Genomic DNA, 26,430 nt, shown 5'->3' on the forward strand with positions numbered 1-26,430 from the left:
CTCAGACGGCGGACAGGCGCGAGTCGTCGGCCTGGGCGGGCACGTCGGCCGTGGTGAGCGGGCGCTCCCGCATCGAGAGCAGGACGCGCATCACGGCGATCCACACCAGACACGAGCCGAACATGTGCACGCCGACCAGGATCTCCGGCGTGTCCGTGAAGTACTGGACGTAGCCGATCGCGCCCTGCGCGAGCAGGACCAGGAAGAGCTGGCGGGTACGGGCCAGCGGGCCGGGCGGCGCGTCGACCGCCTTGAGGACGAACCACAGGGCGAACGCCAGCGTCACCACGATCCAGGCGAGGACCGCGTGCAGCTTGCTGACCGACTCCCAGTCGAAGCCCATCCTCGGGACGTCGCTGGAGTCGCCCGCGTGCCGCCCCGAACCCGTGACGATCGTGCCCATGGCGATCAGCAGCACGGAGACCCCGACCAGGACCCAGACGAGCTGCGTCACGGCCTTGCCGACCAGCGGGCGCGGCTCCGAGTCGCCCTCGCGGGTCCGCTGCCACATCACGACGGCGACCGCGGTCAGGGCGGTGGAGAGCAGGAAGTGTGCCGCGACCGTCCAGGGGTTCAGGCCCACCAGGACGACGATTCCGCCGAGCACCGCGTTGCCCATCACCAGCCAGAACTGCATCCAGCCGAGCCGGGTGACGCTGCGCCGCATCGGCTTCTGCGAGCGGGCCGCGATGATCGCCCAGCCGACGACCGCGCACAGCACGTACGTCAGCATGCGGTTGCCGAACTCGACGACGCCGTGGAAGCCCATCTCGTGCGTCGCGGTGAGGGACTCCTCGGTGCACTTGGGCCAGGTCGGGCAGCCGAGACCCGAACCGGTCAGCCGGACGGCGCCGCCGGTCACCACGATGACCACCGTCATGACGAGGGAGATCAGGGCCGCCTGCTGGACGGTCCGCTGGGCCGGGGTCCAGCGCTCGGCGATGAAGGCGAGCGGGTTCCGCGCGGCGGAGGCGATGTCGGCTCGGGTCACGTTTGGCACGCGCACCATCGTAGGGGGCCGCTTGTGCATCTCTTCACGAGGGGGACGAGTTGTCCCAGAGCGTCCAGTGGATGCGGTCGGCCCTGGCGCGCAGCTCCGCCGCGTCGGCCGGATCCGCGGCGCAGTCGGCGAGGAAGGCGTACACCGCGACGAGCGAGGGGTGCTCCTCGCCCAGGCTGACCACGAAGATGCGCTCCGCGGTGCGCAGCGCCTGCTCGGCGCGGGCCCGGTGGCCCGCCGCGCGCAGCACGGGCCCGAGTCGGGAGAGCGTCTTCGCCCGGTAGTGGTGGTCGGGGCCGTACGCGGTGACGTAGATCTCCTCGGTCTCGCGGAGCGTGCCGATGGCCTTGGCGGTGTGGCCCTGCGCCCACTGCAGCGAACCGAGCTTGTTGAGGCAGGCGGCGTAGGTGTGCGCCTCGGTCGCGCGGCGCTCGCCCAGCAGGGTCACGACGGGGCCGAGGAGCGCGTGCGCCGCCGTCAGATGGGCCTGGGACCGCGCGCGCAGACGGCGCTTGCGCAGCGGGCTGCGGGCGTGCCGGGACGCGGCCCTGCCCTGCTGGCCCTTGCGGCGCAGCACGTCCGCGAGGAACTTGGCGACCTGCGCGGTCTCGAAGTCCTCCTCGCCGCGCTTGCTGCGGACCAGCTCGCCGGCCCGGCGGTAGCAGTCGAGTGCCTCGGAGAGCCGGCCCGCGTTGCGGTGGATCATGCCGGCCTCCTGTCGTCCTGAGGGGCCCTCCGACGGGGGCGGTGCTGCGGGCTGGTCAGGGGCGCGGGGAACTGCGCGATCAACCCCCACCCACCCGCGGACGAACCACCAGAGGTGACCCGGAGAACCAGGCGGCGCCCAACGCCGCCCCCTCACTCCCAGCGGAAGAACCTCGCCGCCGCGCCGAGACCGAGCACCGCCCACACCGCGAGGATCCCGAGGTCGCCCCAGGGCATGCCCGCACCGTGCCGCAGCACGTCCCGCAGGCCGTCCGAGAGGGCCGAGACGGGGAGCAGGCCGAGCACCGACTGGGCCGCGTCGGGGAACTTGTCGAGGGGGACGATCACGCCGCCGCCCATCAGGAGCAGCAGGAAGACGAGGTTGGCCGCGGCGAGCGTCGCCTCCGCCTTGAGGGTCCCCGCCATCAGCAGCCCGAGCCCGGAGAAGGCCGCAGTGCCGAGGACCAGGAGGAGGAGTACGTACAGGGGGTTGCCGTGCGGCGACCAGCCGAGGGCGAACGCGATGACCGTGACAAGGACGGCCTGCAGCACCTCGGTGACGAGCACCGAGAGGGTCTTCGCCGTCATCAGGCCCCAGCGCGGCAGCGGCGACGCGCCGAGCCGCTTGAGCACGCCGTAACGGCGCTCGAAGCCCGTCGCGATGGCCTGACCGGTGAAGGCGGTCGACATGACGGCGAGCGCGAGGATGCCGGGCGCGAGGAAGTCGACCGCGTCGCCGTCGCCCGTGTCGACGATGTCGACCGAGCTGAACAGGACGAGCAGCAGCGTCGGGATCACGACGGTGAGGAGCAGCTGTTCGCCGTTGCGGAGCAGCATCTTCGTCTCGAGGACCGCCTGCGCGGCGATCATGCGGGGGAGCGGGGCGGCGCCCGGCTCCGGCGTGTACGTACCGGCGGCGCTCATCCGCGCAGCTCCTTACCCGTGAGCTCCAGGAAGACGTCCTCGAGCGTGTGGCGTTCGACCGAGATGCGGTCCGGCATGACCCCGTGCTGGGCGCACCAGGACGTGACCGTGGCGAGCAGTTGCGGGTCGATCGTGCCGCTCACCCGGTAGGAGCCCGGGGTCGGTTCGGCGGCGGCCGAGTCCGGGGGCAGCGCCTTGAGCAGCGAGCCGACGTCGAGCCCGGGGCGGCCGGTGAACCGCAGGGTGTTCTCGGCGCCGCCCCGGCACAGCTCGTCGGGGCTGCCCTGGGCGATGACCCGGCCCGCGTCGATGATCGCGACGTCGTCGGAGAGCTCCTCGGCCTCGTCCATGTGGTGCGTGGTGAGGATGACGGCGACGCCGTCGCGGCGCAGATCGCGTACGAGGTCCCAGGTGGCCCGGCGCGCCTGCGGGTCCAGGCCCGCCGTCGGCTCGTCGAGGAAGACGAGGTCGGGCCTGCCGACCACGGCCATGGCGAGCGCGAGGCGCTGCTGCTGGCCGCCGGAGAGCCTGCGGTAGGTGGTGCGGCCGCAGCTTTCCAGGCCGAGCCGCTCGATGAGCGCGGGCACGTCGAGCGGGCGGGCGTGCAGTTTGGCCACGTGGCGGAGCATCTCGTCGGCGCGGGCGCCGGAGTAGACGCCGCCGGACTGGAGCATCACGCCGACGCGGGGCCGCAGCGCGTGCGCCTCGCTGACCGGGTCGAGCCCGAGCACCCGGACGGTGCCGGAGTCCGGCTTCCGGTACCCCTCGCAGGTCTCGATCGTGGTGGTCTTGCCCGCGCCGTTGGGGCCGAGGACGGCGGTGATGCCGGCTCCTGCCGTCAGGTCGAGACCGTCGACCGCGGTCTTGGTTCCGTACCGCTTGACCAGATTCCGGATCTGGACGACGGGCTCGTTTCGCATGGTGAGCCAGTCTAGGGACGGCGCCGGGACCCCGGACCGGCGGGGCGGCGCTCCCGGCCCCGCGGGCGCCGGGAGCGCTACGCCTGCCGCGGCCGGTGCTGTGCCAGCCACCGCTCCGCGTACGCGACGGCGTCCGCCAGCGGGAAGAGCCGCGTCTCGGCGGCGCCGACGAGCCCGCGCACCACCGCGGTCGGCGCGGCGGTCTCCCGGCCGGCGCCCACCGCCTCCCCCTTCTCGAACGCCGCGCCGAGCTCCACGAAGCCGTCCTCGCAGATCGAGCGCTCCCGGACCGTCATCCAGCGGCGCCCCTGCGACGTCATGGCGGCGAAGGAGTTCTCCACGTCGGGGCCGGGGATGCGGTACTCGGCCAGATGGAAGGCGGTGCACGCGTCGTATCCGGTGCCGAGCAGCAGGACGCGGGCGCCCGCCTTCTCCAGGCGCGCCAGCGGGCTGCGCTCGCCGAGTCGGCAGTCACGGGCGTGCCCCGCGGTGATCGTCGCGGCGGCCGGGCCGACCGCCGCGAACGAGGTCTGCGGATTGGCGCTGCGCAGCGCGCCCGGCCAGGTGCGCACGGCCTCCGGGACGACGCCGACGCCGAAGGAGGGCGAGGTCAGCGGGTCGTACGCGGGGATGGACGCGCGCAGCACCGGCCACCACTCCGCGGGGACCGGCGGGTTCCGCCACGCCGACGGCTCGGAGTTGTCACCCGTATGAGCGGGGACCACCAGCGTGCCGTCCGGGCCAAGGGCGTCGAGGAGTGCCTGGACGACGGCGACCGCGCCGCCGCTGACCCAGCCGAGCGCGCTGAGCGAGGTGTGCACGAGGAGGGTCTCGCCGGGGCGGACGCCGAGCCTCAAAAGGTCGTCGGCGAGCGACTCGCGCGTGCACAAAGGGCCGGTGAGAGGGGGTGTCGGCATGGTTGAGGAGTCTTGCGGACGCATTCCTCGGGCGCCACCGATTTGATCGATCACTGATCATTTCCGCAGGTCAATTTAGGTTTACCTAAGTGATGCAGCGCACCAGGGGCCGTTTTGGACGCGGGTTGTCAGGCTCTGAGGAATTACGCAACAATGGCGTTGTGAAAAACGTTGGCGAGGCTCCGCAGGAGGAACTCGCGACCGGGGAGCGCTCCACGCGCAACCGGGTCGCGCGGTCCATCCTGGACCACGGCCCCTCCACCGTCGCCGACCTCGCGAAGCGCCTCGGCCTCACCCAGGCGGCCGTCCGCCGCCACCTCGACGCCCTCGCCCATGAGAACGTCGTGGAACCCCGTGAGCAGCGGGTCTACGGGGCGAGGACCCGGGGCAGGCCCGCCAAGGTCTTCGCGCTGACCGACTGCGGGCGCGACGCCTTCGACCAGTCGTACGACAAGCTGGCCGCGGACGCGCTCCGGTGGATCACCGAGCGCCACGGCGAGGGTGCCGTCGACGCCTTCGCCCGGGACCGTATCGCCGCCCAGGCGGAGACGTACAAGAAGGCGATCGACGCCGCACCCCCCGAGCAGCGCACCGAGGCTCTGGCCAGGGCATTGACCGCCGACGGGTACGCTGCTACGGCGCGCAGCGCACCGGTCGGCGAGCAGCTCTGCCAGCACCACTGCCCGGTCGCCCATGTCGCCGAGCAGTTCCCGCAGCTGTGCGAGGCGGAGACCGAGATGTTCTCCAGCCTGCTCGGCACGCATGTGCAGCGCCTTGCCACGATCGCCCACGGGGACGGCGTCTGTACGACGTTCATCCCGCGCGGCAACAGCGGCAGCGGCGGTAGCAGCACCACACGGACCACCACATCAGCATCAGCAAGCACGGCCGGGAGGAACCCCGCATGACGCTCCCCACGGAGACTGCCCACCCCGAACTCGAGGGCCTGGGCAACTACGAATACGGCTGGGCCGACTCCGACGTCGCCGGTGCCTCTGCCAAGCGCGGCATCAACGAGGACGTCGTCCGGGACATCTCCGCGAAGAAGAACGAGCCGGAGTGGATGACCAAGCTCCGCCTCAAGGGCCTGCGCCTCTTCGACAAGAAGCCCATGCCGAACTGGGGCTCGGACCTCTCGGGCATCGACTTCGACAACATCAAGTACTTCGTGCGCTCCACGGAGAAGCAGGCGGAGTCCTGGGAGGACCTGCCCGAGGACATCAAGAACACGTACGACAAGCTCGGCATCCCCGAGGCGGAGAAGCAGCGCCTCGTCGCCGGTGTCGCGGCCCAGTACGAGTCCGAGGTCGTCTACCACCAGATCCGCGAGGACCTGGAGGAGCAGGGCGTCATCTTCCTCGACACGGACACCGCCCTGAAGGAGCACCCGGAGCTCTTCAAGGAGTACTTCGGCACGGTCATCCCCGTCGGCGACAACAAGTTCGCCTCGCTGAACAGCGCCGTATGGTCCGGTGGCTCGTTCATCTACGTCCCCAAGGGCGTGCACGTCGAGATCCCGCTCCAGGCCTACTTCCGCATCAACACGGAGAATATGGGCCAGTTCGAGCGGACGCTGATCATCGTCGACGAGGACGCCTACGTCCACTACGTCGAGGGCTGCACCGCGCCGATCTACAAGTCGGACTCGCTGCACTCCGCCGTGGTCGAGATCATCGTGAAGAAGGGCGGCCGCTGCCGCTACACGACGATCCAGAACTGGTCGAACAACGTCTACAACCTGGTCACCAAGCGCGCCGTGGCGTACGAGGGCGCGACCATGGAGTGGATCGACGGCAACATCGGTTCCAAGGTCACCATGAAGTACCCGGCCGTCTACCTGATGGGCGAGCACGCCAAGGGTGAGACGCTGTCCATCGCCTTCGCGGGCGAGGGCCAGCACCAGGACGCCGGCTCCAAGATGGTCCACATGGCGCCGAACACCTCCTCCAACATCGTCTCCAAGTCGGTGGCGCGCGGCGGCGGTCGTACGTCGTACCGCGGCCTCGTCGAGATCGGTGAGGGCGCCGCCGGATCCAAGTCGAACGTGCTCTGCGACGCGCTGCTCGTCGACACGATCTCCCGCTCGGACACCTACCCCTACGTCGACGTCCGCGAGGACGACGTCTCCATGGGCCACGAGGCGACCGTCTCCAAGGTCTCCGACGACCAGCTCTTCTACCTGATGAGCCGCGGCATGACGGAGTTCGAGGCGATGGCGATGATCGTGCGCGGCTTCGTCGAGCCGATCGCCAAGGAGCTCCCCATGGAGTACGCCCTGGAGCTGAACCGGCTGATCGAGCTGCAGATGGAGGGTTCGGTCGGTTAATTCCGGCGACCATCCTTCGCAGCGACTGACTTCTTACGCAGAGAGAGAGCACGACGACAGCCATGGCTGAGGCTCAGAACATCCCCGTGGGGTCGACGACCGCCGGGTCCATCGCGGTGGCCGCCGAGTCCACCGTCGCCACCCGCATGAGCGCTCCCCCGTCCTACGACGTGGACAGCTTCCCGGTCCCGCACGGCCGCGAGGAGGAGTGGCGGTTCACGCCGCTGGAGCGGCTGCGCGGGCTGCACGACGGCACGGCCGTCGCCGACGGCGGCATCCGCGTCGAGGTGAGCGCCCCCGGGGGCGTCACCCAGGAGACCGTCGGCCGGGACGACGCGCGCGTCGGCAAGGCGGGCAAGCCCGTCGACCGCGTCGCCGCGCAGGCCTACTCCTCGTTCGAGAAGGCCTCGGTCATCTCGGTGCCCAAGGAGACCGTGCTGAGCGAGCCGATCCGCATCGCCGTGCACGGCGAGGGCGGCACCGCCTTCGCGCACCAGGTCGTCGAGGTGGGTGCCTTCGCCGAGGCCCTGGTCGTCATCGACCACACCGGTGACGCCGTACTCGCCGCCAACGTCGACTTCCTCGTCGGCGACGGCGCCAAGCTCACCGTCGTCTCCGTCCAGGACTGGGACGACGAGGCGGTGCACGTCGCCCAGCACAACGCGCTGGTCGGCCGCGACGCCACCTTCAAGTCCGTGGTCGTCACCTTCGGCGGCGACCTGGTCCGCCTGCACCCGCGCGTCACCTACGCGGGCACCGGCGGCGAGGCCGAGCTGCTCGGCCTGTACGTGACCGACGCGGGCCAGCACCAGGAGCACCGCCTCCTGGTCGACCACAACGCCCCGCACTGCAAGTCCAACGTCGTCTACAAGGGCGCGCTCCAGGGCGACGACGCCCACGCGGTGTGGATCGGCGACGTCCTCATCGAGGCCGCCGCCGAGGGCACGGACACGTACGAGATGAACCGCAACCTCGTGCTCACCGACGGCGCCCGGGTCGACTCGGTGCCGAACCTCGAGATCGAGACCGGCGAGATCGTCGGCGCGGGCCACGCCTCGGCGACCGGCCGCTTCGACGACGAGCAGCTCTTCTACCTGCAGTCGCGCGGCATCACGGAAGAGGACGCCCGGCGCCTGGTCGTCCGCGGCTTCTTCGCCGAGCTGGTCCAGCAGATCGGCCTGCCCGACGTCGAGGAGCGCCTCATCGCGAAGATCGAAGAGGAGCTGGAGGCGACCGTCGCATGAGCCTCGACCAAGCCCGGTTCGTCCGGGCCTGCGGACTGAGCGAGCTGGAGGAGGACACCCCGAAGCGGGTGGAACTCGACGGCACGCCCGTCTCGGTCGTCCACACCGAGGGCGAGGTGTACGCGATCCACGACATCTGCTCGCACGCGAACGTCTCCCTCTCCGAGGGCGAGGTGGAGGACTGCCAGATCGAGTGCTGGCTGCACGGCTCCAGCTTCGACCTCCGCACCGGCAAGCCGTCCGGCCTCCCCGCGACGCGCCCCGTCCCCGTATACCCCGTAAAGATCGAAGGGGGCGATGTACTCGTTGACGTGCACGCCTCCCCTTCCCAGGAGTCCTGAGGCACCCATGGCAACGCTTGAAATCAAGGACCTGCACGTCACCGTCGAGGCCGACAACTCCACCAAGGAGATCCTCAAGGGCGTCGACCTGACCGTGAAGCAGGGCGAGACCCACGCCATCATGGGCCCGAACGGCTCCGGCAAGTCGACTCTCGCCTACTCCATCGCGGGCCACCCCAAGTACACGATCACGCAGGGCACCGTGACCCTCGACGGCGAGGACGTCCTGGAGATGTCCGTCGACGAGCGTGCCCGCGCCGGCATGTTCCTCGCCATGCAGTACCCGGTCGAGGTCCCCGGCGTCTCGGTCTCCAACTTCCTGCGCACGTCGGCGACGGCGATCCGCGGCGAGGCCCCCAAGCTGCGCACCTGGGTGAAGGAGGTCAAGTCCGCGATGGAGCAGCTCCAGATGGACCCGGCCTTCGCCGAGCGCAACGTCAACGAGGGCTTCTCCGGCGGCGAGAAGAAGCGCCACGAGATCCTCCAGATGGAGCTCCTCAAGCCGCGGATCGCGATCCTCGACGAGACCGACTCCGGCCTGGACGTCGACGCGCTCCGCCAGGTCTCCGACGGCGTCAACCGCGTCCGTGAGACCGGTGAGGTCGGCACCCTGCTGATCACGCACTACACGCGCATCCTGCGCTACATCAAGCCCGACTTCGTGCACGTCTTCGCGAACGGCCGCATCGCCGAGTCCGGCGGCGCCGAGCTCGCCGACAAGCTCGAGGCCGAGGGCTACGAGGCCTACACGAAGGGTGGCGCATCCGCGTGACACAGCTGCCGGGCCTCCTCGACACCGAGGCGATCCGCAAGGACTTCCCGATCCTGGATCGCACGATCCACGACGGCAAGAAGCTCGTGTACCTGGACAACGCGGCCACCTCGCAGACGCCGCGCCAGGTCCTCGACGTACTGAACGAGTACTACGAGCAGCACAACGCCAACGTTCACCGCGGCGTGCACGTCCTCGCCGAGGAGGCCACGGCGCTGTACGAAGGCGCCCGTGACAAGGTCGCGGCGTTCATCAACGCGCCCAGCCGCGACGAGGTGATCTTCACCAAGAACGCCTCGGAGTCGCTGAACCTCGTGGCCAACATGCTGGGCTGGGCCGACGAGCCCTACCGCGTGGACCATGAGACCGAGATCGTCATCACGGAGATGGAGCACCACTCCAACATCGTGCCGTGGCAGCTGCTCTCGCAGCGCACCGGCGCGAAGCTGAAGTGGTTCGGTCTCACCGACGACGGCCGGCTCGACCTGTCGAACATCGACGAGGTCATCACCGAGAAGACGAAGATCGTCTCCTTCGTCCTCGTCTCCAACATCCTGGGCACGCACAACCCGGTCGAGGCCATCGTGCGCCGCGCCCAGGAGGTCGGCGCGCTCGTCCTGATCGACGCCTCGCAGGCCGCGCCGCACATGCCGCTGGACGTGCAGGCGCTGCAGGCCGACTTCGTGGCCTTCACGGGCCACAAGATGTGCGGTCCGACGGGCATCGGCGTCCTGTGGGGACGGCAGGAGCTCCTGGAGGATCTCCCGCCCTTCCTCGGCGGCGGCGAGATGATCGAGACCGTGTCGATGAACTCGTCGACGTACGCCCCCGCGCCGCACAAGTTCGAGGCCGGCACCCCGCCGGTCTCCCAGGCCGTGGGCCTGGGCGCGGCCGTGGACTACCTCTCGGCCATCGGCATGGACAAGATCGCGGCGCACGAGCAGGCGCTCACCGAGTACGCGGTCAAGCGCCTCCTGGAGGTTCCCGACCTGCGCATCATCGGCCCGACGACGGCCGAGGAGCGCGGTGCCGCGATCTCCTTCACGCTCGGCGACATCCACCCGCACGACGTGGGCCAGGTCCTCGACGAGCAGGGCATAGCGGTCCGCGTGGGTCACCACTGCGCGCGCCCCGTGTGCCTGCGCTACGGAATTCCTGCGACCACGCGAGCGTCGTTCTATCTGTACTCCACGCCCGGCGAGGTCGATGCCCTCGTCGACGGCCTGGAGCACGTACGGAACTTCTTCGGCTGAGGGGCTGACCGGGAACGTGAAGCTGGATTCGATGTACCAGGAAGTCATCCTGGACCACTACAAGCACCCGCACGGGCGTGGTCTGCGCGATGGCGACGCCGAGGTGCACCACGTCAACCCGACGTGCGGCGACGAGATCACGCTGCGCGTGAAGTACGACGGGTCGACGATCGCCGACGTGTCGTACGAGGGACAGGGCTGCTCCATCAGCCAGGCCAGCGCGTCCGTCCTGAACGACCTGCTGGTCGGCAAGGAGCTCGCCCAGGCACAGAAGATCCAGGAGGTCTTCCTGGAGCTGATGCAGTCCAAGGGCAAGCTGGAGCCGGACGACGCGATGGAGGAGGTCCTGGAGGACGCCGTCGCGTTCGCCGGGGTCTCCAAGTACCCGGCGCGGGTGAAGTGCGCCCTGCTGAGCTGGATGGCCTGGAAGGACGCGACGGCCCAGGCACTGGGCGAGAACGACGGGGCCGCTGAAAGGAAGACGGCATGAGCGAGAACGAGACACTCACGACGAAGCCCGCTTCGGAGGAAGAGGTCCGCGAGGCGCTGTACGACGTCGTCGACCCCGAGCTGGGCATCGACGTCGTCAACCTCGGCCTGATCTACGGCGTGCACATCGACGACGCGAACATCGCGACGATCGACATGACGCTGACGTCGGCGGCCTGCCCGCTGACGGACGTCATCGAGGACCAGGCGAAGTCCGCGACCGAGGGCATCGTGAACGAGCTCCGGATCAACTGGGTCTGGATGCCGCCGTGGGGCCCGGACAAGATCACGGACGACGGCCGCGAGCAGCTGCGGGCGCTCGGGTTCAACGTCTGAGAGAACGGCTCTGAGGGCCCTTCGCGCCGATGGCGCGGGGGGCCCTTTGCCGTGTGCCCGCGGGTCCTTGGTGTGTCCCGGTGGGTGCGTCCGGCGCTTTGCGTACGCCCGTACACAACGATATGTACACTCGTACGCATGGGATACGCACTGCTGGCCGCGGCCATCGCGGCGGAGGTGGCGGGGACCACCGCCATGAAGTACAGCGAGGGGTTCAGCAAGCTGTGGCCCTCTCTGATCACCGTCACCGGGTATCTGCTCGCGTTCACCCTGCTCGCGCAGACCCTCAAGACGCTGTCCGTGGGCACCGCCTATGCCATCTGGGCGGGGATCGGCACCGCCGCCGTCGCCGGGATCGGCATGCTCTTCCTGGGTGAGTCGGCCAGCCCGCTCAAGATCGCGGGCATCGCGCTGGTCATCATCGGGGTCGTCGTGCTCAATCTCGGCGGGGCGCACTGATGGGCCGGCGCTACGATCCCGAGCGCCGTCAGCGGATCATCGACGCGGCGATCCGCGTGGTCGGCACCAAGGGCATCGCCGGGCTCACCCACCGCTCGGTCGCCGCCGAGGCCGACGTGCCGCTCGGCTCCACCACGTACCACTTCAAGACGCTCGACGAGCTGATGGTCGCCGCGCTGCGCCAGAGCAACGAGGGCTTCGCGAAGGTCATGGCGGCGAGCAGCGCCTTCGAGGACCCGCAGGCGGATCTCGCGGGCGCGCTCGCCCGGGTGCTCGGCGAGTGGTTCGCGGGGGAGCGGTCCGGGGTCGAGCTGGAGTACGAGCTCTACCTCGCCGCCCTGCGCAGGCCCGCGCTGCGCCCCGTGGCCGCCGAGTGGTGTCAGGGCCTCGCCGACGTCCTCGTGCGCCGCACCGACCCGGTCACCGCCCGCGCCCTGGTCGCCCTGATGGACGGCATCAGCCTGCAGGTGCTGCTGACGGGCGGCGAGTACGACGAGGAGTACGCGCGCGAGGTGCTCAACCGTCTCCTCGGGTAAGGGACTTGACCGCTTCCAATGCCGCCTCGACGCTCGCCGTGACGTCCGTGACCGGATACTGCACGTCCCGCACCACCCGGTCGCGGTCCACCACCAACGTCAGCCGCTTCAGCCGGCTCACGCCCGCCGCACGGAACGTCGGCAGGCGCAGGGCCGCCGTGAGCGCCAGGCCGGCGTCCGACAGGAGCGGGAAGCGCAGGCCCTCCTTCTCGGCGAACGCCCGCTGCTCGTCCGGCCGTTGGGTCGACACGCCCTGCACCGTGGCGCCCGCCGCGGTGAACTCCGCGAGCCGGTCGCGGTAGGTGCACGACTCCAGCGTGCAGCCCCGCGCGCCGGGGATCCCGGCCCAGCCGGGCGGGTACGCGTCCTGCCGGGCGTACGCGCCGGGGAAGCAGTACAGGACGGTCCACGGCGTGCCGGCCGCCACCGGGTCGCGCGATTCGCCTTCGTGGCCCGGTAGTTGCAGCTCCGGCACGCGCGTCCCGAGCAGCTCGTGCACGCGCCGGGCCTCCATGGACGTCTCCGCCGCTGTCGCCATCGTCTCTCCCTCTCCCAGTACCCAGGTGTCACCCCAGTCCTGGAGGGCGACCAGGACGGGCAGCAGTGCGCGCCCGCGCGGCGTCAGGCGGTACTCATGGCGCTCCGGGCGGTCCTGGTAGGGGACGCGCGCGAGCACGCCCGCCTCCGTCAGGAGCCGCAGGCGCTCGGTCAACACCTTGCGGGAGACGCCCAGTTCGCGCTGCAGCTCCTCGAAGCGGTGCACGCCGCGCGCCGCGTCGCGCACGATCAGCAGGGTCCACCAGTCGCCGACCACGTCCAGGGCCTGCGCGATGGCGCAGTGATCGTCGTCGAGCCGGGTCCGTTGCGCCATGGCCCCCATGCTGACATAGTCCGTTCCCAAAAGGAACTGACTCGACGATCCGTGGGGGCGGCATTGCGCGAGGTACCGAGAACCGTCTGGCTGCTCGCCGCCGGCCAGTTCTGCACCATGGTCGTCACCTTCACCTTCGTCTACTTCTTCGTCTATCTGACGGACGAGGTGGGCCTCTCCGTCGCCCGAGCCGGAGTGATCAGCGGCATCGGAGGGGCCGGCGCGGTCGCGGGCAACTTCACCGGCGGCTGGTTCGGCGACCGGTACGGCCACCGGCGGGTGCTGCTCGCCGGCTCGGTGCTCTCCGGCGTGGGGGTGCTCTCGTTGTCCGTCCTGCCGGTCGCGCTGCTGTACGTCGTACCGGCCCTGAGCCAGTACGCCGGGGGCTGCGCGCGCGCCGCCAACAGCACGCTCGTCGCCGTCATCGTGCCGCAGGGCGTGCGGCGCCAGGGTTACGCCGTGATGCGGTTCGCCACCAACGCGGGGTTCACCGTCGGGCCTCCGCTGGGCGCGCTGCTCATCGCGCACGTCTCGTACGGCTGGCTCTTCGCCGTCGACGGACTCGGCACGCTCGCCTTCGCCGCGTACGCCTGGCGGGTGCTGCCTGCGCACGGCGCGGTGCGGACGGATACGGATACGGGGACGGGTACGGGTGCCCGTGCGGGTACGGGTCTGGTCGGCAAGGGTGGTCGGGGAGAGGGAGTCGTCGCCGAACTGCGCCGGCGTCCCGGCGTCCTCGTCCTCCTCGGCGCCATCCTCCTCACCGACCTCGTCTACCGGCAGCAGTACGCGACGCTCCCCGTCGACCTCGACCGGCACGGCCTGGACACCGGCGTCTACGGCTGGCTGCTGGCCGTCAACGGCGGCGTCATCCTCCTCCTCGAACTCCCCGCCACCCTCGCCCTGCGCGGCCGTGCGCCGCTGCGGATCATCGGGAGCGGGCTGCTGCTCGTGGGCGCGGGGTACGCCGTGCTCGCCACCGGCACCGGGCTCGCCACCGCCGTGGCGATGATGCTGCTGCTCACGGCCGGGGAGATCCTCTACAAGACCCCGGCCACCGCCTACGTCGCCGACCAGGCGCCCGCGCACGTGCAGGGCCGCTTCCAGAGTCTGTATTCGGGCGTCTCGGTCAGCGGCGTCGTGCTGTCGGCTCCGCTCGGCGGCGCCCTGTACAGCGCGGCGCCGGGACTGCTGTGGCCGGTGTGTGCGGTGCTCGCGGGGGTGGCGGGGTGCGCGGTCCTCGCGGCGGGAGGGGTGACGGGATCGGGAGGGGGACGGGAGACAGGGTCGGCTACGGGGCGGGTGCGGGAGGGGGTGCTTGACGGGGTGCCGTCCGTGCCCGTGACCTCGGGTGGCCCGGACCCTGAGACCGGTTCGCCCGCGCGCGGCACCTCCGGTTAGGTTTCACCCATGACCGACACGAATGCTTCTCGCACCACCGGCGCCGTCGCCGCAGGCCTCGCCACCGTCACCGCCGACGGCACCGTTCTCGACACCTGGTTCCCCGCGCCCGAGCTCGCCGCGGAGCCGGGCCCCGCCGGCAGCGAGCGGCTGTCCGCCGAGCGTGCCGTGGAGCTGCTCGGTGACGGCGCCGCCCAGGCCATCGGCCCGGACGCCCGCCGTGGCGTCGAGATCATCGCCGTACGTACGGTCATCGCGTCCCTCGACGACAAGCCGCTGGACGCCCACGACGTCTACCTGCGCCTGCACCTGCTCAGCCACCGCCTGGTCAAGCCGCACGGCGTGAACCTCGACGGCCAGTTCGCCTTCCTCGCCAACGTCGCCTGGACGTCGCTCGGCCCGGTCGCCGTCGACGACGTCGAGAAGGTCCGGCTCAACGCCCGCGCCGAGGGCCTGCACCTCGCCGTGACGTCCGTCGACAAGTTCCCGCGCATGACGGACTACGTCACGCCGAAGGGCGTCCGCATCGCCGACGCCGACCGCGTCCGGCTCGGCGCGCACCTCGCCGAGGGCACCACGGTCATGCACGAGGGCTTCGTGAACTTCAACGCGGGCACGCTCGGCACCTCCATGGTCGAGGGCCGCATCTCCGCCGGCGTGGTCGTCGGCGACGGCTCGGACATCGGCGGCGGCGCCTCCACCATGGGTACGCTCTCCGGCGGCGGCAACGTCCGCATCGTCATCGGCGAGCGCTGCCTGGTCGGCGCCGAGGCGGGCGTCGGCATCGCGCTGGGCGACGAGTGCGTGGTCGAGGCCGGCCTGTACGTCACCGCGGGCACCCGCGTGACCATGCCCGACGGCCAGATCGTCAAGGCCCGCGAGCTCTCCGGCGCCTCCAACATCCTCTTCCGCCGCAACTCGGTCACCGGCACGGTCGAGGCCCGCCCGAACAACGCGGTCTGGGGCGGCCTGAACGACGTCCTGCACAGCCACAACTGATCACGGACCTGCCGGAACCGCGCCGGTGCCGGTAACGTCTGCTCCCCTGGGATCCGCGGGGGTCCCACGGATCCCAGGGGGAACAGCATGAACAGGACGGGTACGCGGGCTCTGGCCCTTGGCGCGGTGGCGGTGTTCGGGCTCGTGGCCGGAGGCGGGCAGAGCGTGGGGCAGGACCGGGTGGACGCTCCCCGGGCCGCCGCGCAGGCCGCCGACCGGGCCGCCGCGGAGGCCGGCGGCAGGGCCGTGGCCGGTGACCACAGCCATCCGCTGGGCAAGAGCGACATTCCCTGGAGCGGCAGCCCCAGCCCCTTCAACGCGCAGGTCAAGCTCGCCGACGGGCGTCGCGTCGCCATGTACTACCTGCGCGACAAGGGGCTCTTCGTGCAGGACTACAGCCCCACCGCCAAGGGCTGGTCCGCGCCCGCCGTGGTGTACGGGACTGCGACCGACGCCTGTCAGGGCATCACGCTCAAGGCCAAGGACGGCACCGTCGCGGCCTTCGGCGACTTCGGCACGTACTGCGCGGACGGCGAGCCGCCGACCGAGTCGGTCGCCGCGGTGGCCGTCGGCCCGCTGACCAAGTGGGACAAGCACGTCACGAAGAACTTCGACGGCTGGGAGAAGATCGTCGTCGCCCCCGGCGGCAAGAAGGTCACCTTCAGCCGCGGCTCCGACAGCCTGCTCTGGACCAAGGCCGCGGGCTTCCCCGCCGCCGGCTGAGCGAGACACACCGGAGCGGCCACCCTCGGGGTGGCCGCTTCTTTCGTTTCGCCGGGCGGTTCGTTTTGTACGGCGGCGAAATTTGTTCCGCACCCCAGGCATAGCGGCGGGCCCCCGCCCCCGTCCTGCTGAGTGCGGGAGGGCAACAGGCCCCCCAGGGAGCGAAGGTGACGATGAATGTCCAGGAGCAGGAGAGTTTCCGGGAGTTCGTGGCGGCCAGGTCGCCCGCGCTGCTGAAGACCGCCGTGCTGCTCAGCGGGGGCGACCGGCACGCGGGCGAGGACCTGCTGCAGAACGCGCTCGTCAGAGCCGCGGGACGGTGGCAGCGGATCGACGAACCCGAGGCGTACGTACGGCGGATCCTGTACCGGCAGCAGGTCAGCAGGTGGCGGCTGAAGTGGCCGCGGCGCGAACTGGCCGTCGCCGAGCCGCCGGAGCGCGCCGCGTCCGGCGACGGCGCGTCCGCCGCGGAGCTGCGCATCGTGATGCGCGGGGCGCTCGCCAAGCTCACCTCGCGCCAGCGGACCGTCCTCGTACTGCGGTACTTCGAGGACCTGCCGGAGGCGGAGGTGGCCGCGGTCCTCGGCTGTTCCATCGGCACCGTGCGCAGTACGACGCACCGGTCCCTGGCCCGGCTGCGCACCCTCGCCCCCGAGCTGGCGCGGCTCGACGATCCGGCCGGCCGCCGAGCGTGTGACTCCCCCGACTTCTCGCCCGTGGAGGCATGACCGTGAACGTGACAGATCTCGTGCGCGAGTCGCTCCGGGACCAGGCGGCACAAGAGGCTTCGGTGCCGGGCGACTTCGCGGACCGGGTGCTGGCGGCCCGGCGACGGCGCAGGGTCAGGACGGCCACGGGCACCTCGCTCGCCGCGGTGACGGCCGCCGTCGTGGCGGTGGCGGTCCCGGCCATCGACACGGACTCCGCGGAACGGGGCCCCCGCCCGGCCAGTGAGCTGCAGAGCGACGACGTGGTCGCGCACCCCGGCCAGACGCCGCCGCGGGACCTGATCGCCGCGGGCGACACGGCGCTCGCCGCGTACGACACGAGCAAACAGGTCGCGCAGCGCGACGGCGACGCCGTCATCACCCGCACCTACCGGCTGCTGGACCAGAAGACCGGCACGTACCGCGAGGACCCCCGCTGGTCGTGGCTGGACGTCGCCCCCGGCATGCGGACGGCCGCCGTGCTGGAGCGCGGCCTGCCCGCGCGGCGGATCGGGCTGCTGGACATGGTCACGGGCAAGGTGGACCGCTGGATCCCGGTGAAGCACGGGGTCGGAGGTGTCTCCTTCTCGCCCGACGGCAGGAGGATCGTCGCCACCACCTACGCGAAGGATCCGGACCGGCTCGACAAGGACCGGCCGATGGACGACGGCAAGACCGAGCGGCCGGGGCCCGCCGACCCGAGCCGGACCGGCTTCTACGTCCTCGACGTGGCATCGGGGGACGGGGAGTGGAGCGCGGTGAAGACCAAGAGCGGCGGATTCGGCTTCTCGGACATCAACACCAGGCAGGACTTCGACTTCAGTCAGGACGGCTCGCTGGTCTACTCGGGGCTCATCCGCGCGCCGGGGCAGCAGTACTACGACTTCGCGGGGCACAAGAAGAGCGCACCCGCGCGGGAGAAGTACCTGCCGTGGGCCGTCGAGGCCCGGCTCTCGCCGAACGGGAAGCTCGCCGCCGGTGACTTCGCGGGCGGCATGAAGACCACCGCCACCGAACTCCTCGACCCGCTGACCGGCAAGCGCGTCGCCAAGCTGCCCGGTCAGCAACTGCTCGCCTGGGCCGACGACAAGCGGCTGATCGCCTGGGACATCGCGCCCGGTACGAGCGAGTACCGGCAGCGGCTGGTCCTCATCACCGTCGGGAGCAAGAAGACCGTGCCGCTCAGCGGATTCACGGGAGGAAAGAGCGACTCCGCCGACCGGTGGACGCCCGTCTTCGCCCGCCGCTGACGCGGACGTGTCCCGGGGCGGGACCGACGCACTGGTGCCAACTGGCCCCCGTCTGGGGCACCATGGCAAAACAGTCGGCCCCCAGGAGGCGTCATGAACCTCGGCAAGGCACTCTCCACCGGCATCGCCGAAGAGCGGCCCGCGCTCCACGAAGAGCCGGTACCGGAGCAGGCGGCACCCGTGGTCGTCCCCGAGCCGGAGCGTCCCGCTCAGGACCGGCCGGCCGAGGTCACGGCCGCCCGATGAGGCTGCGGCTCCCCGAGGAACGCCCGACGGAGCCGCCCACCGGTTACAAGATCGCCCGCCCGGTGCTGTCCCACGACGGCACCCGGGCGGGCTTCACCGGCGTCTCCCTCGGCGGGGCGCTGCCGTACGGCGTGCTCGACGAGGCCCGCTGCGTCTACGGCAGACGCCACCGCGCCCCGCACCGCCGCTGCGACTGCGGCTTCCACTGCGTGCACGACCGCGCCACCGCCGAGGCCCTGCTGTGCACGGCCGAACACCGCGGAGCGGCGCTCCTGGAGGTGACGGTGCTCGGCGCGTACATCCGCTTCGAGCGCGGCTTCCGGTACGCGCGGCAGCGGGTGCGCACGGCGACGCTGCCGCCCTGTGCGTGCGGCGCGCCGGCCCCGCTGCTCGCCGACGCGGGGTGGGGCAGGCCCGGGTGGCGGGTGGTCGAGGCCGTGTGCGGGCGGTGCCGGGGCGGGCGGCGGACGCTGGCCGTCGCGGAGTTCGGCCGGCTCGCGGGGGAGGGGCTGCGGGTCGTCGCGGCCACCCCGGCCTCGTACGAGGGCGCGGAAACCGGGCTCGGCATGCCCGAACTGATGGCCGAGGCGGCGCTGCTCCAGGCCCGGCTCGACTGGTTCCAGGAGGAACTGGCGCGGTTCACCGGCGATCAGCGGGGATAGCACCGCCCCGCCCGGGTACTCGGGCCTCCCGACCGGAAGGGAGGCGACACTGTGACCGGGACCATGGGCGAGCAGCCGACGCGCGGGCAGCCGACGAGCGAGCACGCGCAGCACTCGGTGGGAGAGCTCGTCGAGCAGGCCACCGCGCAGCTTTCGGAACTCGTACGCCAGGAAATGCGGCTCGCCGCCCAGGAGATGGCGGCGAAGGGCAAACGCGCGGGACGCGGCGGTGGGCTCATCGGAGCGGCCGGCGCGGTCTCGTACGTCGGGCTCATGGCGCTGTCGGCGACGGCGGCCGCGGCTCTCTCCCTGGCGCTGCCCGTATGGGCCGCCATCCTGATCGTCACCGGCGTGCTCTTCGTCGTCGCCGGGGTGCTCGGCGCGATGGGGCGCGGCCAACTGGCCCGCGCCGTACCGCCCGTGCCGCAGGAGGCGATGGACAGCGTCAAGGCGGATGTCGAGGAGATCAAGGAAAGGGCCCACCGATGACGAACGCTCCGAAGGACCCGAAGAACGCGGGTGCGAAGGGGCCGGACGAGCTGCGCCGGCAGATCGAGGACACCCGCGGCCGCCTCGGCGAGACCGTCGAGGAACTGGCGGCGAAGGCGGATGTGAAGGCCCGCGCCCGGAATCGGGCGGCGGCGGTGAAGGACCAAGTACAAGGGACGGCGGCACAGGTGAAGGACAAGGTGACGGAACAGGCGGCGCGCGCCAAGGGCAAGGCCACCGGCGAGGCCGGGCAGGCCAAGAGTGCGACGGCCGAGGGCGCCGCGCGCGCCAAGGGCAAGGCGGTCGAGGGCGCGGCCCTCGCGAAGGGCAAGGCGGTGGAAGGCGCGGCGCTCGCGAAGGGCAAGGCCATCGAGGGCGCCGGGCGCGCCAAGGGCGCCGTGCTCGACGGCAAGGCGCGCGCGGAACAGCACCCGGCCGTGGTCCAGGCCGAGGCGAAGGTGGCCGAGGCCGCGCGCCGGGTGCAGGAGGGTACGCCGGAGCCCGTACGGGCCGCCGCGAGCGGCGTCGTGCGGACCGGCGGCCGGCACCCGGGGAAGCTCGCCGCGGCGGGCGCGGGCGTCCTGCTCGCCGTCGCGATGCTGCGCCGCCGCAAGCGGGCGGGCCGCCGATGAGCGGGTCCAAAGTGCTCTACAAGCCGCTCGGCATGGCCTTCGGCATGCTGGGCGGCCTGGCGGCGAGTGCGGTCTTCAACCGCACCTGGAAGGCGGTGGCGGGCGAGGACGACGCGCCGGACGCGCACGACGAGGACCGCGGCTGGGGCGAGATCCTGGCCGCGGCGGCGCTGCAGGGCGCGATCTTCGCCGTGGTCAGGGCCGCGGTGGACCGCGGCGGCGCGATCGGCGTACGCCGCGTGACGGGCCGCTGGCCGGGCTGACCTCCGGGGTCGTCCGCCGAGCCTTGCGCCGGTGCCGTCTGGCATGATCGACGCGGGCGCCGACAGGCCGGACGACACAGAGGCTTGAGGCTCGATGAACGACAACAACGGCGAGAGCGCCGGCGGCACCACCACGCGGACGATCCGCGGCACCACCGCCACGCACACGATCCGCGGTGGCACAGCCACGCGCACGATTCGCGGCGGCGGCCGGACCGAGGAGCGGCGGGTCGCCCTGGTGACCGGCTCCTCCTCCGGGATCGGCGCCGCCGTCGCCCGCCGTCTCGCCGCCGCCGGCGTGCGCGTGGTGGTCAACTCCGCCACGTCGGTGGCGGCCGGCGAGAAGCTGGCGGCCGAACTGCCGGACGCCGTCTACGTGCGGGCGAGCGTCGCCGACGAGGCCGACGCCACACGGCTCGTGCAGAGCGCCGTCGACACGTACGGACGCCTGGACATCCTGGTCAACTGCGCCGGGACCACCCGGTTCATCGACCACGACGACCTCGCGGCCGCCCGCCCCGAGGTGTGGCGGGAGCTGTACGACGTCAACGTCATCGGCGTGTGGCAGACCATCACCGCGGCCGTGCCGCACCTGCGGGCGAGCGGCGCGGGCAGCATCGTCAACATCTCCTCGCAGGCGGGCGTGCGGCCGAACGGCAGCTCCATCCCGTACGCGGTCAGCAAGGCCGCCGTGAACCACATGACCAAGCTGCTCGCCAAGACGCTCGGCCCCGAGGTGCGGGTCAACGCGGTGGCGCCCGGCATGATCGACACCCCCTGGTTCGACGGCGTCGAGGGCATCGAGGAGTCCATGGCGGCGATGGCGGACCGGCTCCCGCTGGGCCGGGTGGGGCGCCCCGAGGACATCGCCGAGGCGGTGGCCGACCTCACCGACTCCTCGTACATCACCGGGGAAGTGCTGCTGGTGGACGGCGGGGGCCACCTGCTGTGAGCAGGCACGGGGACCGGGCGGGCGCACATTGACGGCCACGGGCCGCTGCAGCAAGCTCTGGCCATGACCCGCACACCGCACCACTCGTACGCGCGCTACGTCGCCATCGGCGACAGTCAGACGGAAGGGCTCGGGGACGGCGACGACACGCACGGCCACCGCGGCTGGGCCGACCGGCTCGCCGAGATCCTCGCCGCCGGGCACCCGGACTTCATGTACGCCAACCTCGCCGTGCGCGGCCGTCGCACGGCGGGGATCAGGGCGGAGCAACTGGGGCCCGCCCTCGCCCTGAAGCCGGATCTGGTGACGGTCATGGCCGGGATGAACGACCTGGTGCGGCCGGGGTTCGACGCGGGGCTCGTCGTCGCCGACATCGAGGAGATGTTCACCGAACTCACCGCGGCCGGGGCCCAGGTGGCGACCGTGACCTTCCCGGACCTCGGGCGCATCTCGCCGCTCGCGCGGCGCGCGCTGCCTCGCGTCCTGGACCTCAACGCCCGCATCCGCGCGGCCGCCGACCGGCACGGGGTGACCGTGTTCGACACGTTCCCGCACCGCCTCACCACCGATCCGCGGCTGTGGAGCGGCGACCGGCTGCACGCGAGTCCGCTCGGCCACGCCAGGATCGCGGCGGGCATGGCGGGCGCGCTCGGCGTCATCGGGCGCGACGACTGGCTGAGCCCGCTGCCTCCGCCGGCCCCGGTGTCCGTGCTGGGGGCGGCGACGGCGGAGGCGCGGTGGTTCGCCGGCTTCATGGGGCCCTGGGTGTGGCGGAGGATCCGCGGGCGCTCGTCGGGGGACGGCCGGGAGGCGAAGCGCCCCGAGCTGGAGCCCGTGGTGGCGCGGGACCGCGCGTGAGGCGACGGGCGGTGGATGCGGATGCGGATGCGGGGGCGGGTGGCGGATGAGGCGGTGGGTGGTGGATGAGGGGGCATGACGTCGACCGTGCGGGGTTGACCTCAACCGTGGTTGAAGTTGGAGCGTTGTCCCTGACACCGCCGGAGCGGCCCCCGCACCGGCGCCGACAACTCCCGTAAGGACGGCCCGCCATGCCCGCGACCCCCGCCACGCCCGCCGCCCCCACAACCCTCACCACCCGGACCCACCCCCGTCCCGCCCGCCCCGACGCCGGCCTCACCTTCATCAGTACGTGGAGCACGGGCTCGCCCGAGCGGCAGCGGGCCACCCTGGACGCCATCGCCACGGCCTGGGGAAGCCGCCCCTGGCCGCACGAGGGGCTGCTCTCGTACGCGGTGTACGCGGGCGCCGACGGCTCGACCGTCCTGCACCACTCGCAGTGGCGGGACGAGGCCGCCTACGAGGAGTTCTTCGCGCACGCCGGCAACGGCAGGGACGCCAGGAACGCCGACATCGACGCGGCCGTGCCGGACATCGCGCGGCTCGGCCTGAACAAGACGCGTCTATACCGGAGTTGGACCGGCAACCGTCGTGGTGACAGTGGCGGTCGCGAGGGGGGCGAGCCGGGCACGGTCGTCATCGTGCAGATCGACTTCGACGGGCCCGACGCGGACCGGCAGCGCGCCTGGGTCGACGGTGTGGTCGAGGCCCTGGACACCGACCCGGCCGGCCACCCCGGCCTGCTCTCCGCGCACTTCCACGTCAGCACGGACGGCCGGCGGGTCGTCAACTACGCCGAGTGGGAGAGCGAGCAGGCCCACGTCGACGCGCTCGCCGCGGCCGGCGACGGCGTCGGCTCACCGACACCGCAGTGGCGACGGGTACGGGACTTCCCCGGCGTGGTCCGCGATGACGCGGTGGCCCGGTACCGGTTCACGTACGGCTTCGTACCGAGCAATACGTAGTTTTCGGCCACCGCCGGGACCGCCGCGCCGCCCGCCTGGACAGTGATTGTCGTCGGCGGGACGGTGGAACCATGCGCGACGTCACCGTGATCGAGGGCCCGGCGGCCGACGCGGTCCCGCTCGCCCCCGCCGGCGAGCGGCCCAGGGGCAGGGGTGGCGTGACCGAACGGCTGATGCGGGTGTCCTCCCTGTCGTACGTCATCGCCACCGCCCTCGGGGGACCCTCATGAGCGGCGAGGACGGGGCCGGCGACGGACGGACGGGCAGGTCCGGGAGGCCTGAGAGGCCCGCGAGGTCGGAGAGGCTCACGAGGTCGGAGAGGCCCGGCAGGCGCAGGCCCGGCCGGGGCAGGCCCGCCACCGGAGCCGAGCCCGCCGGCTCAGGAGCCGCCCGACCTGGAGCCCCCGGCCCCGGAGCCACCGGCCCCGGCGCCCCCGGCGAGACCCGTGCCGCCGACGAGGCCGGCCAGGCGTTCGAGATCGTCCGGGAGCTGGAGGTCGAGGGCTCACCCGCCCAGCTGTGGGCCGCCCTCACCACCGGCACCGCGGGCTGGCTGTGGCCCATGGAGTACGAGCCCCGCGAGGGCGGTGCCGCCCCCTCCGGCGGCACCGTCACCCGCTGGGACCCGCCCCGCCACCTCGGCGCCCGGGTCGAGGACCCGGACCGGGTGCCGGGCCAGAGCCTCAACCAGCTCGACCTGACCCTCGAACCCCGCGACGGCGGGCGCCGCACCTGGCTGCGCTATGTGCGCGGCGGCATCTTCACCGACGCGGCGGACGACCGGTACGACGGCGCCGCCCGGCACACCGACTTCCATCTGCACACGCTCGGCCAGTACATGGCGTACTTCGCGGGCCGCCCCGTCGCCTTCTCCGGCGTGCACGGCCCGCTCGCCTCCCGCGCCCCGGACGCCTTCGTCCGGCTCGCCCGCGCGCTCGGCCTGCCCGACGACGCCACGGACGGCGCCCGCGTCCGCGCACAGGCGCCCGGCGGCGAACTGGACGCGGTGATCGACTTCCGCAGCCGGTACTTCATCGGCCTGCGCACGGACGAGACGCTGCACCGCTTCTTCGGCCGCAACCACTTCGGCGCCCCCGTCGGCATCAGCATCCACGACTTCGGCGCGCACGCGAACGCCAAGGGCACCGAACTGGCCTGGCAGGACTGGCTCGACCACCTCTACGGCTGATCCGGCCCCGTCACGCCGTCAGGGCCACGCCGTCAGGGCCACGCGTCAGGGCTTGAACCGCAGCACCTGCGGGTCGTGGTCGCTGTTCTGCCGGGCGAACTCCGCGTTGATGTGCACGCTGTCGTAATGGAAGTCGTCGCCCACCCCCGGGCTGGTCAGGATCTGGTCCAGGACCTGGGAGTTGCCCTGGTAGACGTACGAGTAGCGCTCGCTGCGCGGCAGCGAACGGACCGCGGAGCGCAGCGCACCGCCGTCCTCCAGGGCCTTGGTGGCCGCCGAGAACTCGTAGTCGTTGATGTCGCCGAGGACCACGACGTCGGCGTTCCGCTGGGCCTTGCGGAGGTCCTTCACGAAGCCGTTCACGGCCTGCGCCTGCCGCAGCCGCTTGGCCTCCGACGAGCGCACGGGCGGCTGGTGGTGCGAGGTGAGACCCTCGTCGCCGCCCTTGGAGCCGAAGTGGTTGGCGATCACGAAGACGGTGCGGCCGCGGAAGACGAACTCGCCGGCCAGCGGCTTGCGGCTGTCCGCCCACGCGTCGTTCAGCGGGTCCACCCGGCCGGGGGAGTGGCTCAGCGCGGCCCGCTTCCCCGCGCGCACCACCTCGGTGGGGGTCGTCGCGTCGCCGGGCGCCCGCTCGGTGAAGGAGACCCGCTCGGGGTTGTAGAGGAAGACCTGCCGGATGTTGCCGCCCGGCTCGCCGCCGTCCTTGTTGTTCTGCGGGTCGACGGAGCGCCACGCGTAGCGCGGGCCGCCCGCGGCGACGACCGCGTCGGTGAACTTCTTCAGGGTCGCCTCGGCGGAGACCGTGCCGTCGTTCTTCGCGCCGTTGTCGTCCTGGATCTCCTCCAGGGCGACGATGTCGGGCGAGGAGAGGTTGGAGACCACGGCCCCGGCGAGCGCGTCGAACTTGGTCTGCGGGTCGGTCGGGTCGAGGTTCTCCACGTTGTACGTGGCCACGGCGAGCTCACCCTTGCCCTGCCGCCGCGTCCTCTCGCGCTGAAGCCCCTTGTCGACCACGTCGCCGAGCTCGCGCGCCACCAGCGTGTAACCGCCGAACTGGTTGAAGTCCAGGGGCCCTTCGGCGCCGCCGCGCAGCATGTCACCCACGTTCGCCGTGGGGAAGGGCTGCTGGGAGACCGGCGCCAGCTGCTGGATCTGCAGCCGCCCGCCGTTCTGCGCGCGGTAGGAGCCGTAGACGGTGCCGCCGCGCCGGTCGGCGTTCTCGTGCGGCTTCACCGTCACCCAGAGCTCGTTGTACGCGTCCGTCGCACCGACCACGCGCGAGCTGCCGACCCGTACGTTCATGCCCTCCAGGGACTCGTACCGGTCCAGGGCGTACGAACGGGGCCTGAGCGTCAGCCCGTTGATGCTGCCGCCCTGCGCCGCGTCGCCCCGCGGCGTGTACGCGGCGGGCACCGACTTCGCGTCGAGCGTGACCGGCGCGGGCAGCGCGTTGCCGGACGACTCCACGGTCACCGTCGGCTTGGTGATCTGGGTGAGGGACTGGTTGCCGGAGCCTGCGCCCCCGGGCACGTACTCCCCGACCGTCCCGGAGACGCGGACCGCGTCCCCCGGCGCGACGGTGGGCGCCGCCGAGCCGGTGAAGACGAAGACGGCCTCACTGGTGGCCGGGTCGGCGTCGGCCGTGCCCTTGGCGGACTGGATCCAGAACCCCTTGGAGCCGTAGCCGCGCACGCCGGTCACGATCCCCGCGACGTCCGTGACCTGCTGTCCCGCGAGCGGCGAGACACGGGTGGCGCCCTGGATGTCGTGGATGCGGACCACGTCGGCCGAGGCGGCGGGCGAGGTGGCGACGAGCAGTCCCGCCGCGAGCGCGGTGGCGACGACGGCCCCGACGGCGGCGGATCTCGTGGCGCGGGACGACGGTATGTGAGGCATCGGTCAGCTCCGGATGAGGGTGAGAGGTGCGGAGTGGCGGCACGGGCCCGGGTGGGGCCTCTACGCGCGTCAATCTCTTGTGCGACCAGGGGAGTTGTCAAG

Annotated in this window: 32 protein-coding genes; 25 read left to right on the forward strand and 7 right to left on the reverse strand. The window is 71.9% G+C overall.

Annotated features, from left to right (window positions below; all coding sequences use genetic code 11):
- Position 1: 1 nt before the first annotated feature.
- The 5 genes from ACZ6CV_RS04245 to ACZ6CV_RS04265 form a co-directional block, all read right to left on the reverse strand.
- Entirely contained in the window at positions 2-1,030 is a 1,029-nt protein-coding gene (locus tag ACZ6CV_RS04245; RefSeq protein WP_469249479.1) for a COX15/CtaA family protein, read from the reverse strand.
- 4 nt (positions 1,031-1,034) lie between these two features.
- Positions 1,035-1,706 (reverse strand): tetratricopeptide repeat protein, encoded by a 672-nt coding sequence (locus ACZ6CV_RS04250; RefSeq protein ID WP_469249480.1) that lies wholly within the window; start codon positions 1,704-1,706, stop codon positions 1,035-1,037.
- Positions 1,707-1,858: 152 nt separating this feature from the next.
- Positions 1,859-2,629, reverse strand: a complete 771-nt coding sequence (locus ACZ6CV_RS04255) for an ABC transporter permease (protein ID WP_469249481.1) — start codon at positions 2,627-2,629, stop codon at positions 1,859-1,861.
- Entirely contained in the window at positions 2,626-3,549 is a 924-nt protein-coding gene (locus ACZ6CV_RS04260) for an ABC transporter ATP-binding protein (protein WP_469249482.1), read from the reverse strand. Before ACZ6CV_RS04260 ends, ACZ6CV_RS04255 begins: the two co-directional genes overlap by 4 nt.
- Positions 3,550-3,626: 77 nt before the next feature.
- On the reverse strand, positions 3,627-4,466 hold the full coding sequence (locus tag ACZ6CV_RS04265) for an AAC(3) family N-acetyltransferase (RefSeq protein ID WP_469249483.1): 840 nt from the start codon (positions 4,464-4,466) through the stop codon (positions 3,627-3,629).
- Positions 4,467-4,627: 161 nt separating this feature from the next.
- Here ACZ6CV_RS04265 and ACZ6CV_RS04270 point away from each other — a divergent pair, with 161 nt between their 5' ends.
- The 10 genes from ACZ6CV_RS04270 to ACZ6CV_RS04315 all read left to right on the forward strand — a co-directional run bounded on the left by ACZ6CV_RS04270 (position 4,628) and on the right by ACZ6CV_RS04315 (position 12,222).
- Complete coding sequence (locus ACZ6CV_RS04270; RefSeq protein WP_362376350.1) at positions 4,628-5,374, forward strand: helix-turn-helix transcriptional regulator; 747 nt, start codon at positions 4,628-4,630, stop codon at positions 5,372-5,374.
- On the forward strand, positions 5,371-6,792 hold the full coding sequence (sufB, locus tag ACZ6CV_RS04275) for a Fe-S cluster assembly protein SufB (RefSeq protein WP_062776871.1): 1,422 nt from the start codon (positions 5,371-5,373) through the stop codon (positions 6,790-6,792). Before ACZ6CV_RS04270 ends, sufB begins: the two co-directional genes overlap by 4 nt.
- Positions 6,793-6,854: 62 nt before the next feature.
- The gene (sufD, locus tag ACZ6CV_RS04280) at positions 6,855-8,036 is read left to right on the forward strand and encodes a Fe-S cluster assembly protein SufD (protein ID WP_469249484.1); all 1,182 of its coding nucleotides are present in this window, start codon (positions 6,855-6,857) and stop codon (positions 8,034-8,036) included.
- A complete protein-coding gene (locus ACZ6CV_RS04285) occupies positions 8,033-8,377 on the forward strand; it encodes a bifunctional 3-phenylpropionate/cinnamic acid dioxygenase ferredoxin subunit (RefSeq protein ID WP_355817992.1) in 345 nt (114 codons plus the stop codon). The genes sufD and ACZ6CV_RS04285 overlap by 4 nt, the downstream gene beginning before the upstream one ends.
- Positions 8,378-8,384: 7 nt before the next feature.
- Positions 8,385-9,149, forward strand: a complete 765-nt coding sequence (gene sufC, locus ACZ6CV_RS04290) for a Fe-S cluster assembly ATPase SufC (RefSeq protein ID WP_358710950.1) — start codon at positions 8,385-8,387, stop codon at positions 9,147-9,149.
- Positions 9,146-10,402, forward strand: coding sequence for a cysteine desulfurase (locus tag ACZ6CV_RS04295; protein WP_469249485.1), 1,257 nt, complete (start codon positions 9,146-9,148; stop codon positions 10,400-10,402). Before sufC ends, ACZ6CV_RS04295 begins: the two co-directional genes overlap by 4 nt.
- A gap of 16 nt (positions 10,403-10,418) precedes the next feature.
- Complete coding sequence (sufU, locus tag ACZ6CV_RS04300; RefSeq protein ID WP_469249486.1) at positions 10,419-10,892, forward strand: Fe-S cluster assembly sulfur transfer protein SufU; 474 nt, start codon at positions 10,419-10,421, stop codon at positions 10,890-10,892.
- Complete coding sequence (locus ACZ6CV_RS04305; protein WP_030358830.1) at positions 10,889-11,227, forward strand: metal-sulfur cluster assembly factor; 339 nt, start codon at positions 10,889-10,891, stop codon at positions 11,225-11,227. Before sufU ends, ACZ6CV_RS04305 begins: the two co-directional genes overlap by 4 nt.
- Before the next feature lie 138 nt (positions 11,228-11,365).
- Positions 11,366-11,686 carry a DMT family transporter gene (locus ACZ6CV_RS04310; protein WP_355818005.1) on the forward strand — a complete coding sequence of 107 codons (321 nt, stop codon included), beginning with the start codon at positions 11,366-11,368 and terminating at the stop codon, positions 11,684-11,686.
- Positions 11,686-12,222: a TetR/AcrR family transcriptional regulator gene (locus tag ACZ6CV_RS04315; RefSeq protein ID WP_469249487.1), complete on the forward strand. Its 537-nt coding sequence runs from the start codon at positions 11,686-11,688 to the stop codon at positions 12,220-12,222. Before ACZ6CV_RS04310 ends, ACZ6CV_RS04315 begins: the two co-directional genes overlap by 1 nt.
- Here the strand turns inward: ACZ6CV_RS04315 and ACZ6CV_RS04320 are convergent.
- Entirely contained in the window at positions 12,203-13,093 is an 891-nt protein-coding gene (locus ACZ6CV_RS04320; RefSeq protein WP_469249488.1) for a winged helix-turn-helix transcriptional regulator, read from the reverse strand. The genes ACZ6CV_RS04315 and ACZ6CV_RS04320 overlap by 20 nt on opposite strands.
- A gap of 63 nt (positions 13,094-13,156) precedes the next feature.
- Between ACZ6CV_RS04320 and ACZ6CV_RS04325 the strand changes: the two genes are divergently transcribed.
- From ACZ6CV_RS04325 to ACZ6CV_RS04395, 15 genes are all read left to right on the forward strand, one after another.
- Positions 13,157-14,494 carry an MFS transporter gene (locus ACZ6CV_RS04325; protein ID WP_469249489.1) on the forward strand — a complete coding sequence of 446 codons (1,338 nt, stop codon included), beginning with the start codon at positions 13,157-13,159 and terminating at the stop codon, positions 14,492-14,494.
- A 9-nt stretch (positions 14,495-14,503) separates the two neighbouring features.
- Positions 14,504-15,493: a 2,3,4,5-tetrahydropyridine-2,6-dicarboxylate N-succinyltransferase gene (gene dapD, locus ACZ6CV_RS04330; RefSeq protein ID WP_469249490.1), complete on the forward strand. Its 990-nt coding sequence runs from the start codon at positions 14,504-14,506 to the stop codon at positions 15,491-15,493.
- A gap of 87 nt (positions 15,494-15,580) precedes the next feature.
- Positions 15,581-16,216, forward strand: a complete 636-nt coding sequence (locus tag ACZ6CV_RS04335; RefSeq protein ID WP_469249491.1) for a hypothetical protein — start codon at positions 15,581-15,583, stop codon at positions 16,214-16,216.
- Between the two features lie 173 nt (positions 16,217-16,389).
- Positions 16,390-16,944, forward strand: coding sequence for a SigE family RNA polymerase sigma factor (locus ACZ6CV_RS04340; protein ID WP_469249622.1), 555 nt, complete (start codon positions 16,390-16,392; stop codon positions 16,942-16,944).
- A 2-nt stretch (positions 16,945-16,946) separates the two neighbouring features.
- Positions 16,947-18,173, forward strand: a complete 1,227-nt coding sequence (locus ACZ6CV_RS04345; protein WP_469249492.1) for a WD40 repeat domain-containing protein — start codon at positions 16,947-16,949, stop codon at positions 18,171-18,173.
- Between the two features lie 93 nt (positions 18,174-18,266).
- Positions 18,267-18,419: a hypothetical protein gene (locus tag ACZ6CV_RS04350; RefSeq protein ID WP_362376377.1), complete on the forward strand. Its 153-nt coding sequence runs from the start codon at positions 18,267-18,269 to the stop codon at positions 18,417-18,419.
- On the forward strand, positions 18,416-19,081 hold the full coding sequence (locus tag ACZ6CV_RS04355; RefSeq protein WP_469249493.1) for a hypothetical protein: 666 nt from the start codon (positions 18,416-18,418) through the stop codon (positions 19,079-19,081). The genes ACZ6CV_RS04350 and ACZ6CV_RS04355 overlap by 4 nt, the downstream gene beginning before the upstream one ends.
- A gap of 51 nt (positions 19,082-19,132) precedes the next feature.
- The gene (locus ACZ6CV_RS04360) at positions 19,133-19,570 is read left to right on the forward strand and encodes a phage holin family protein (protein WP_388666752.1); all 438 of its coding nucleotides are present in this window, start codon (positions 19,133-19,135) and stop codon (positions 19,568-19,570) included.
- Complete coding sequence (locus ACZ6CV_RS04365; RefSeq protein ID WP_469249494.1) at positions 19,567-20,202, forward strand: DUF3618 domain-containing protein; 636 nt, start codon at positions 19,567-19,569, stop codon at positions 20,200-20,202. Before ACZ6CV_RS04360 ends, ACZ6CV_RS04365 begins: the two co-directional genes overlap by 4 nt.
- Entirely contained in the window at positions 20,199-20,465 is a 267-nt protein-coding gene (locus ACZ6CV_RS04370) for a DUF4235 domain-containing protein (RefSeq protein ID WP_355818029.1), read from the forward strand. The genes ACZ6CV_RS04365 and ACZ6CV_RS04370 overlap by 4 nt, the downstream gene beginning before the upstream one ends.
- 94 nt (positions 20,466-20,559) lie before the next feature.
- Positions 20,560-21,417 carry an SDR family NAD(P)-dependent oxidoreductase gene (locus ACZ6CV_RS04375; protein ID WP_469249495.1) on the forward strand — a complete coding sequence of 286 codons (858 nt, stop codon included), beginning with the start codon at positions 20,560-20,562 and terminating at the stop codon, positions 21,415-21,417.
- A 63-nt stretch (positions 21,418-21,480) separates the two neighbouring features.
- A complete protein-coding gene (locus ACZ6CV_RS04380) occupies positions 21,481-22,275 on the forward strand; it encodes an SGNH/GDSL hydrolase family protein (RefSeq protein ID WP_469249496.1) in 795 nt (264 codons plus the stop codon).
- Between the two features lie 191 nt (positions 22,276-22,466).
- The gene (locus ACZ6CV_RS04385; RefSeq protein WP_469249497.1) at positions 22,467-23,240 is read left to right on the forward strand and encodes an antibiotic biosynthesis monooxygenase; all 774 of its coding nucleotides are present in this window, start codon (positions 22,467-22,469) and stop codon (positions 23,238-23,240) included.
- Between the two features lie 71 nt (positions 23,241-23,311).
- Positions 23,312-23,470, forward strand: a complete 159-nt coding sequence (locus tag ACZ6CV_RS04390) for a hypothetical protein (RefSeq protein WP_469249498.1) — start codon at positions 23,312-23,314, stop codon at positions 23,468-23,470.
- Positions 23,467-24,429 carry an SRPBCC family protein gene (locus tag ACZ6CV_RS04395; protein ID WP_469249499.1) on the forward strand — a complete coding sequence of 321 codons (963 nt, stop codon included), beginning with the start codon at positions 23,467-23,469 and terminating at the stop codon, positions 24,427-24,429. The genes ACZ6CV_RS04390 and ACZ6CV_RS04395 overlap by 4 nt, the downstream gene beginning before the upstream one ends.
- Before the next feature lie 45 nt (positions 24,430-24,474).
- Here ACZ6CV_RS04395 and ACZ6CV_RS04400 read toward each other — a convergent pair whose 3' ends face one another.
- Complete coding sequence (locus ACZ6CV_RS04400) at positions 24,475-26,328, reverse strand: endonuclease/exonuclease/phosphatase family protein (protein ID WP_469249500.1); 1,854 nt, start codon at positions 26,326-26,328, stop codon at positions 24,475-24,477.
- Between the last annotated feature and the right edge of the window lie 102 nt (positions 26,329-26,430).

It is taken from the genome of Streptomyces sp. NPDC041713, assembly GCF_055591085.1.